This is a genomic window from Shewanella sp. 10N.286.51.B7 (genome assembly GCF_002873615.1).
In the GTDB taxonomy this organism is placed as follows: domain Bacteria; phylum Pseudomonadota; class Gammaproteobacteria; order Enterobacterales; family Shewanellaceae; genus Shewanella; species Shewanella electrodiphila.
Map to the genome: position 1 here is coordinate 152,357 of NZ_MCUF01000023.1, position 7,250 is coordinate 159,606.

Genomic DNA, 7,250 nt, shown 5'->3' on the forward strand with positions numbered 1-7,250 from the left:
TCGACTTTTTATGTAGAATAACTACACCACAAAGTCTCTGCCTTGTACAAATGGCCAACAACTCGCTGCAAAAACAACCTTGAAAGATCAACAGGCCCTAATTATTTACAATCAAGGGTCTGTTGTTTTTACATTATTCAAAAACAAAAAAGCCAGCTTTCGCTGGCTTTTAACACACAAACTGTCATAACAAATTAAGGATGACAGACGTTATGCATTTCTAAGTTAGTGCCGATGTCTTTGCTATTCGCTTTCGCGTCATCATTACGTAACTGCGTTAAGTGGTCTAAGTAAGCTTGGTCAACATCGTTTGTGATGTATTGGCCATCGAATACTGATGTTTCAAAACGCTTAATTTCAGGGTTTTCCATGCCTACTGCATCGACCAAGTCAGTTAAGTCCTGGAAGATAATGCCATCAGCGCCGATGATTTTTGCAATCTCGTCAGCATCACGGCCGTGAGCAATGAGCTCATTGGTCGTTGGCATATCAATACCGTACACGTTAGGGAAACGAATTTCAGGTGCTGCTGAAGCAAAGTACACTTTCTTCGCGCCAGCTTCACGTGCCATTTCAATAATCTGCTCTGAAGTGGTACCACGTACGATAGAGTCATCGACTAACAATACGTTTTTACCTTTAAACTCAGTATTAATGGCGTTGAGTTTACGACGTACTGACTTCTTACGCTCTTGTTGACCTGGCATGATGAACGTACGGCCAATGTAACGGTTCTTCACGAAACCTTGACGGTAAGGAAGTTCCATACAACGTGCGATTTCTAATGCGATATCACATGAAGTTTCAGGAATTGGAATAACCACGTCAATGTCATGATCTTCCCATTCTTTTTGAATTTTAGCGCCTAGTTTTGCGCCCATGTTTACGCGACTGCCGTAAACTGAAATTTTATCCATCGCAGAATCTGGACGAGCAAAATATACGAACTCGAAGATACACGGTGCATAGCTTGGGTCTACTGCACATTGGCGAGTAAATAGCTGACCATCTAATGAAATATAAATCGCTTCACCAGGTGCAACATCACGCATGACTTCAAAGCCAACAGCGTCTAATGCAACACTTTCTGATGCCACCATGTATTCAGTACCCGTTGGTGTTTCATGCTTACCTAACACTAACGGACGAATGCCAAATGGGTCGCGAAATGCCACTAAGCCTTGACCAATGATCATTGCAGCTACGGCGTAAGCACCACGAGTTTGCGCGTGCACTTTAGCAACAGCGTCAAATACTTCATCGGCACTTAAGGTTAAACTGCGAGTCTCTTGAAGCTCATCAGCAAGTAGGTTTAATAACACTTCAGAATCTGAGGTGGTGTTAACATGACGACGTTTTTTCACTAAGCTTTCAGCTAACTCAACTGTATTGGTTAAGTTACCGTTATGGGCTAATGAAATACCAAACGGTGAATTAACATAAAACGGCTGCGCTTCTGAAGCACTTGAGCTACCCGCAGTTGGATAACGAACGTGTCCAATACCTGCTTTGCCTTGCAGGCGCTGCATATGTTTCACTTCGAAAACGTCTTTAACTAATCCATTTGCCTTACGTAAACGAAACGCACTCTTGTCAACAGTCACAATACCTGCTGCATCTTGACCACGGTGCTGAAGCACGGTCAATGCATCATAAATGGTTTGATTAACCGATGACTGACCAACTATTCCGACGATACCACACATGGGTAAGCTTCCTCATTGTAAGATGTTTTATATTTATATTTTGGGTACAAAGCTAGATGTGTTTTCCAAGTAGTCAAAAAACCACTGAATAACGACACCAAATTGGGGTACAAGTTCTGACTCTTTCCACCAGTCTTGACTTGGTGAACCAGTAAAAGCATCCAGAAAAAATAAGATAGCGCTGACAATTAATGCCCCGCGAAGCGCACCGAAACACAAGCCTAAGACTCGATCGGTGCCTGATAAACCGGTTTTAGAAACCAGTTGACCTAATAAATAATTAACTAATGCGCCCAAGATAAGCGTGGCGACAAATAACACGGCGATGGCAACACCATTGCGGGTCATTTCATCGTTCATTTGGGTTAAATGAACGGCTAAGTCTTGATAGAATTGGCTGGCAATAAAGAAGGCAGCGAACCATACCACTAAAGACATGGCTTCTTTGGCAAATCCGCGGATCAAACTGATGACAGTTGATAAGCCGATGACGATGAGAATAGCGTAATCAATCCAAACCATTGAGATGGGGATCCGGTATAGATGTTAAGACGGCGCGATTCTAACAGAGACAGAAAACTTTCTCACCAACTGCTAGATAAATTGACTTTGCGCTGTACCAAACAATAGTGAATAGTTAGTTTTCTAGGGGATTGTATTGAACAATTTTGCCTTGAAGACCATTTAGTTTATTGATTTTTTTCTGGTATGTTTTGAGTTTTTCAGCAGAAAGTTCAGGCCCTACGAATACCTTTGTTAGCGAGCCATCTATCGGTTTAGCTGGCAAGGTATATGCGGTAAAACCATTTTGTCTGAGTTTTTTGACTAACTCTTCAACATTTTTAGCATTATTAAAGCCGCCAAGTTGTAAGGTATAACCCGCTTTAATAGGCTCGACTTTTTTAACTTCTGGCTTTGCTTTAGCGACTTGTACAGGTGTTGATGTCGCAGATGCTGCTTTGGCACTCGTTGATGCATTTTTATCTGAGGACGTTCTATCAGAGGCAGTAGTGGCAGCTGGAGTGACTTTTTCAGACGAATCTTCAGAGGCTCCTAAGTCTTGAGTTTGGGCAATTTCTTCCACTTCAAATGTTTCAGGTGTGTAGCCTTCGCCAATGACATCGCTGGTTTGCTCATTAATCACTGGGCGCAGCGGAATTTCGGTAAACTCTTCGATTTCACGTTGTTTTTTGCCATCGAGCAAGTCAGGTAAAAAAATCACCCCAAGCGCTACGATAACAACCGTTCCCACTAATCGGTTTTGAAATTGAGCAGACAAATGTTTATTTCCTTTATAAAATTTTGCTAAAGCCAGCCACAGTGTAAAATGAGCCAAAAACAATTACCACATCATCTGCAGTAATATTTGCACTGACACTTTGCCAAGCTTGATCTATCGAATCAAACTGAAATGCCTTCACAGCAGTTGTATTGGTTGCGTTATTAGCTGCAAGGCAACTTGCCAGTGTATTGGCATCTAAACCGCGCTCAACATCTAAGCTAGTAAAGTACCACTCATCCACAGTATCGTTAAGCTCTGTAAGCACTGCTGATGCATCTTTATCTTTTAGCATGCCGCACAAAGCAATAATGCGAGCCGGCTTATATTGTTGCAATTGAGACGCTAAATACTTTGCCGCATGGGGATTATGAGCAACGTCAACTAACACTCTTGGCGAATCTGACACTTGTTCTAATCGGCCTGATAACCTTGCTGTGGCAATGCCTGTAGTGATAGCTGCAGTACTGATTTCAGGCCAAGTTTGTTCTATCACAGCGATGGCCGTAGCAGCATTGGCTAATGGTAACTTAGGTAAAGTGAGTGAATTTATTGCGCCATTTTTACCGCTAAATTGCCATTTATCACCGTTAAGATGATAACTAAAGTCTTTATTCACCTGATAAACATTCGCGCTAATTTCAGCTGCGTAATCCAATACCGTATGCGGTACGTCGGGCTCGCCAATAACGGCTAAACGATGACGTCTAAAGACACCTGCTTTTTCACGGCCAACGAGTTCTCGGGTATCACCAAGGTACTCTTGATGGTCGATATCAATTGAGGTAATCACACAAGCATCGGCATCGATAATGTTAGTGGCGTCTAAACGTCCGCCTAAGCCAACTTCGAGTAACACCACATCAGGTTTCGTTTGTTTAAAAATATATAAACCTGCAAGTGTGGCGTATTCAAAAAAGCTTAATGAAATTTCTGTTTGTTGCGGCTGACTTCTAGCTTGTTCAATCGCTGTGAAAGCGGCAATTAACTGCTCATCTGATACATCTTTATGATTAAGACGTACTCGTTCATTGAAGTGAACTAAATGAGGCGAGCTATACACGCCAACCGTTTTACCAGCTTGCAATAACACTGACTCAATCATGGCACAAGTGGTGCCTTTGCCGTTTGTGCCTGCGACCGTGATTACCGTTGAGTTAAGGTGTAACAGGTCTAATCGTTGTGCCACTTCAGTGACGCGCGTTAAGCCCATTTCTATTTCAGTTGGATGAATAGAAAGTAAATAATCTAACCATTGAGACAAATTTGCCTCTTTTGCTGGGGCCGATATAGCTTGATTGCTATTCACTGAAACCATGTTATTCCTTAACGCAACAATGCTTATTTGTTCTATTTATATTCGAGCTAAGTATATTCGTGCTGGATATATTCGTGCTGGATATATTCGTGCAGCTGATTTTATTCGAGTGTTAATTTAGCAATAAACTCAATCGAGCATAAACAATGGACCCATTGGTGGTTTGGGTAGCCCATAATGCTCAGGGTAAGTCACATCAACTAAATAAAGGCCATTAGGCTTTGATGTTGGCGCAGCATACTTGCGGTCTTTTAATGCAAGCAGCTCATTAACCCATTCCACTTTTTGGTTTGATTGACCAATCTCAATCAAAGTACCAACAATATTACGCACCATGTGATGTAAAAAAGCATTGGCTTTAATATCAATCATGATGAACCTGCCTTGACGAGTTACATTAACGAACTCAATGGTTCTCACTGGGCTGTGGGCCTGACATTGAAGTGCACGGAAGCTGGTAAAGTCATGCTCACCCACAAATAACTGCGCGCCTTGATGCATTAACTCATGGTCAAGTTCATAGTGATAATGGCTTAAACCATTACGCAGAATGCCAGGTCTAAATTCACTGTTATCAATAATATAACGGTAACGACGTGCCGTAGCAGAAAAACGCGCATGAAAGGTATCATCCACCTCTTTTGCCCAGCGAATAGCAATGTCATCAGGCAGTTTGGCATTAACGCCTAGTGTCCATGCCGACATTTGACGCGTTGATTGCGTATCAAAGTGCACAACTTGACCTGTGCCGTGAACACCAGAGTCGGTTCTACCGGCACAAATTATCTCAATTGGTTCATTGGCTATTGATGATAAAGCCGCTTCGATTCTCGCTTGCACAGAAGTAACTTCTTTCTGTCGCTGCCAACCGAAATATTGACTACCATCGTATTCGACACCTAACGCCACACGCATTGAAATAACCCTCAAGTTTAAAGAGCGCGCATTTTAGCACAAAAAAAACGGCGCATGCATGCTGCGCCGTTTGATCATGTTTGTTGCCTACTTAACACACTACACTCGCTGAATATTAGCTCATATCGTTAAGTAATTTACCCGCTTCAGTTTGTTGGCGCTCATTACCATCAATTTGTACTTCTTTTAAAATGGCTTTAGCTGCATCTTCGTCTTCAATTTCAATATAAGCGCGAGCTAAGTCTAATTTGGCATTAACCGAATTTTCTTCATCGTCAACATCAATCATTTCGGCGTTGCCTATGAGTGCATTCACTTCACCCATATCTACATCAACATCTTTATATTGATCACTCAACTCAACATCTTCGTCTGCGTCATTAAGTAATTTGTCGATATCGATGAAACCATTTTCTTGCTCAAAGGTATTCAGCATGTCTTCTGAAGGCTCAGCTGCGTGACTGGTTTCAGGAGTTTGACCGACTAAGCCTTCGCTACCACCTTTCGCTTTAAGGCTTTCTTGAGCATCTAAAGCGGCCAATGCTTCATCGACAGTTAAGTTATCATCAACTAATTGATAGCTATCATCGTCGTTATTTATTGCTTCAGTTTGCTCAGCTGCTGGGTGATTAGAAGCTTGTTGGAATAAATCTGCTTCCCAATCAATACCTGGCGCACCGGTTTTTTTAGACTTTAGATCATCGAAGAAACCAGACTCTTTAGCGACGAGTTCACTGTCAGGTTGCTCTTCAACATTTAATTCGCTGTTAGTCGCATTTATGCTTTTGTCTTCAGTTGTATCAGATTCATTGGTGGTTGAAAGGTCAGCCAGCATGGTATCGAAATCTTGTTCTGAAATCGTTTCATCACCGTTTGAAAATAACGCCTCTTCATCAGCGATTTTATCAACGTCAAAATCTGCTAAAAGAGCATCGAGTTCATCGATATCAGAATCTTGTTCATCATGACTTTGCTGCGACAGTTGATCTTGTTGCTCAGCAGCTAATAACTCAGCCACTAACGGATCTTCATCAGTCTCTGCTTGCGTTGCTGCTTGAGTATCATCTTGAATATCTAATGCTGACTCATCGCCTGGGGCAAACTTAAGTTCTGTTGCATCTAATTCAAGTTCACTAGATTCAGTCGATGTTTCATCCTGTAGCTCTGTCTGCTCTAGATTACTAACATCTAAATCAGCCAGTAACTCATCTAAATCCGCATCAGCTATCGCAGGGCTCTGCGTAGATAAATCAAGTTGTTGCTCTGGCTCTGACTCTGACTCTGGCTCAAGTTCTGGTTCTGGTTCAGGTTCAAGTTCGGATTGTGAAGTATTCTCAAAAGAGCCTAATTCTGAATCTTCATCGATTGATTCTTTATTAACAGACTCTTTATTAACAGATTCATTATCAATAGGTTCACTAGCAATAGGTTCATTAACAACCGAAAGATGAGAGTCTTCTGCTTCGATATCGGCAATAATGTCGTCGATATCGGCATTAGAATCTGCTTCAGTTTCAGCCAGTTCAGCATCAAGGGTTGAGCTTTTAGCCTCTAACTCATCAACATCTGATTCATCAACAGCAACACTTTCTACTTCTGTGTTTTCACTAGAAGCGCTTTCAAGCTCAGAAAGTAGCGAGTCGATATCATCATTATCAGATTCAATATGAAGCTCTGATTCAATTTCCTCAAGTTCTGCACTCAGTACTTGCTCAACATCAAGCCCTTCGTTGCTCAGTGGAGCAAATTCTTTTTCTGGATCAACTTCAGCAATAAGTTCATCAATATTGGCGGTTTCATCTAGGCTAACTGAAACATCATCCTCTAACTCAGCTGCAATCTCTGCTGTGAAATCATGTTCTTCTTCAGTTGGTGCATCGATAGATGCTAATAAAGCGTCGAGATCATCTTCATCCGCTACTGCATTAGCATTAGCATTAGTATCAGTCTCAGTTACTGCTTCTGTTTCCACTGGCGCTTCACCAGGTACATCGTCTTCTGGCAAATCAAAATCAGCTAATAAGCTATCAAT

At 41.8% G+C, this 7,250-nt stretch carries 6 protein-coding genes; all 6 read right to left on the reverse strand.

Annotation, left to right across the window (positions count from 1 at the left end):
- Nucleotides 1–194: 194 nt before the first annotated feature.
- Nucleotides 195–1,706, reverse strand: a complete 1,512-nt coding sequence (purF, locus tag BCU84_RS05950; protein ID WP_102527170.1) for an amidophosphoribosyltransferase — start codon at nucleotides 1,704–1,706, stop codon at nucleotides 195–197.
- Between the two features lie 33 nt (nucleotides 1,707–1,739).
- Entirely contained in the window at nucleotides 1,740–2,228 is a 489-nt protein-coding gene (locus BCU84_RS05955; RefSeq protein WP_102527171.1) for a CvpA family protein, read from the reverse strand.
- A gap of 115 nt (nucleotides 2,229–2,343) precedes the next feature.
- A complete protein-coding gene (gene dedD / locus BCU84_RS05960; RefSeq protein ID WP_102527172.1) occupies nucleotides 2,344–2,985 on the reverse strand; it encodes a cell division protein DedD in 642 nt (213 codons plus the stop codon).
- A 13-nt stretch (nucleotides 2,986–2,998) separates the two neighbouring features.
- Nucleotides 2,999–4,303, reverse strand: coding sequence for a bifunctional tetrahydrofolate synthase/dihydrofolate synthase (folC, locus tag BCU84_RS05965; RefSeq protein WP_102527173.1), 1,305 nt, complete (start codon nucleotides 4,301–4,303; stop codon nucleotides 2,999–3,001).
- A gap of 129 nt (nucleotides 4,304–4,432) precedes the next feature.
- Nucleotides 4,433–5,218: a tRNA pseudouridine(38-40) synthase TruA gene (gene truA / locus BCU84_RS05970; RefSeq protein ID WP_102527174.1), complete on the reverse strand. Its 786-nt coding sequence runs from the start codon at nucleotides 5,216–5,218 to the stop codon at nucleotides 4,433–4,435.
- Between the two features lie 115 nt (nucleotides 5,219–5,333).
- Nucleotides 5,334–7,250 (reverse strand): FimV/HubP family polar landmark protein (locus tag BCU84_RS05975; RefSeq protein ID WP_277868757.1); only part of this gene is annotated, 1,917 nt, incomplete at its 5' end.

What these genes read in the sequence shown, in the direction of transcription:
- purF (WP_102527170.1), bottom strand. Translation starts at nt 1,706, where the DNA reads ATGTGTGGTATCGTCGGAATAGTTGGTCAGTCATCGGTTAATCAAACC.
- BCU84_RS05955 (WP_102527171.1), bottom strand. Translation starts at nt 2,228, where the DNA reads ATGGTTTGGATTGATTACGCTATTCTCATCGTCATCGGCTTATCAACT.
- folC (WP_102527173.1), bottom strand. Translation starts at nt 4,303, where the DNA reads ATGGTTTCAGTGAATAGCAATCAAGCTATATCGGCCCCAGCAAAAGAG.
- truA (WP_102527174.1), bottom strand. Translation starts at nt 5,218, where the DNA reads ATGCGTGTGGCGTTAGGTGTCGAATACGATGGTAGTCAATATTTCGGT.